The 1304-nt window shown below is 38.4% G+C and carries 4 protein-coding genes; all 4 read left to right on the top strand.

The window, feature by feature from the left end; genetic code table 11:
• Positions 1–58: 58 nt before the first annotated feature.
• Entirely contained in the window at positions 59–493 is a 435-nt protein-coding gene (rplP, locus tag BHV72_RS00130; protein ID WP_004291234.1) for a 50S ribosomal protein L16, read from the top strand.
• A 5-nt stretch (positions 494–498) separates the two neighbouring features.
• A complete protein-coding gene (gene rpmC, locus BHV72_RS00125; RefSeq protein WP_286853240.1) occupies positions 499–705 on the top strand; it encodes a 50S ribosomal protein L29 in 207 nt (68 codons plus the stop codon).
• On the top strand, positions 702–938 hold the full coding sequence (gene rpsQ, locus BHV72_RS00120; protein ID WP_502691037.1) for a 30S ribosomal protein S17: 237 nt from the start codon (positions 702–704) through the stop codon (positions 936–938). Before rpmC ends, rpsQ begins: the two co-directional genes overlap by 4 nt.
• A 64-nt stretch (positions 939–1002) precedes the next feature.
• A partial coding sequence (gene rplN, locus BHV72_RS00115; RefSeq protein ID WP_286853238.1) for a 50S ribosomal protein L14 occupies positions 1003–1304 on the top strand: 302 nt, incomplete at its 3' end.

The following is a 1304-nucleotide window of genomic DNA, read 5'->3' as shown; positions in this document are numbered from 1 at the left end:
GAAAGAACTTCAAAAGAAAGAAAAATAATCGCTAAACGAATTTGAATTTTAGGAAACTATGTTACAACCGAAAAAGACAAAATTCAGAAGACAACAGAAAGGTCGTCAAAAAGGTAATGCCCAAAGAGGTAACCAATTGGCCTTTGGTTCTTTTGGCATAAAGGCTTTGGAGACTAAGTGGATTACAGGCCGTCAGATTGAAGCTGCTCGTATTGCAGTGACAAGATATATGCAACGTCAAGGACAGATCTGGATCCGTATATTCCCGGATAAGCCGATCACTAGAAAACCTGCCGATGTACGTATGGGTAAAGGTAAAGGTGCTCCAGAGGGATTTGTGGCTCCTGTGACTCCAGGTAGAATCATTATTGAAGCTGAAGGAGTATCTTACGAAATCGCGAAAGAAGCATTGCGCTTAGCTGCTCAAAAGCTTCCTATTACAACGAAGTTTGTCGTAAGACGTGATTATGATATTCAAAATCAAAATGCGTAAGTGTTATGAAAATTGCAGAAATTAAAGAAATGACTACTAGTGATTTAGTAGAAAGAGTAGAGGCAGAAACGGCTAATTATGACCAAATGGTTATTAATCATTCTATTTCTCCTTTGGAAAATCCTGCTCAAATCAAACAATTACGCAGGACTATTGCGCGTATGAAAACAGAATTACGTGAGTTACGCCAAAGAGAACTTAACAATAAATGATCAGCTTGATGGAAGCAAGAAATTTAAGAAAAGAAAGAACAGGGGTTGTGTTGAGCAATAAGATGGATAAGACTATCACAGTTGCTGCCAAGTTTAAGGAAAAACACCCTATATATGGTAAGTTCGTTAGTAAAACGAAGAAGTACCATGCTCACGATGAAAAGAATGAATGCAATATCGGTGATACTGTAAGCATCATGGAAACTCGTCCTTTGAGCAAGACTAAAAGATGACTCGTCCTTTGAGCAAGACTAAAAGATGGAGATTAGTAGAAATAATTGAAAGAGCTAAGTAATTATGATACAAGTAGAATCCAGACTTACAGTATGTGATAACAGTGGAGCTAAAGAGGCTTTGTGCATCCGTGTTTTGGGTGGAACAGGTCGTCGTTATGCTTCAGTGGGGGATGTCATTGTCGTTTCAGTGAAGAGTGTTATCCCTTCTAGTGATGTTAAAAAAGGTGCAGTATCAAAGGCTTTGATTGTACGTACGAAGAAAGAAATCCGTCGTCCTGATGGTTCTTATATACGTTTTGATGATAATGCTTGCGTGTTGTTGAATAATGCAGGTGAAATTAGAGGAAGTCGTATTTTCGGTCC

Origin of the sequence: Bacteroides sp. 43_46, from assembly GCF_001915455.1 — a bacterium.
Taxonomy (GTDB): Bacteria; Bacteroidota; Bacteroidia; order Bacteroidales; family Bacteroidaceae; genus Bacteroides; species Bacteroides caccae.
This window is presented reverse-complemented; position numbering and strand designations above follow the sequence as displayed.

What these genes read in the sequence shown, in the direction of transcription:
- rplP (WP_004291234.1), top strand. Translation starts at nt 59, where the DNA reads ATGTTACAACCGAAAAAGACAAAATTCAGAAGACAACAGAAAGGTCGT.
- rpmC (WP_286853240.1), top strand. Translation starts at nt 499, where the DNA reads ATGAAAATTGCAGAAATTAAAGAAATGACTACTAGTGATTTAGTAGAA.
- rpsQ (WP_502691037.1), top strand. Translation starts at nt 702, where the DNA reads ATGATCAGCTTGATGGAAGCAAGAAATTTAAGAAAAGAAAGAACAGGG.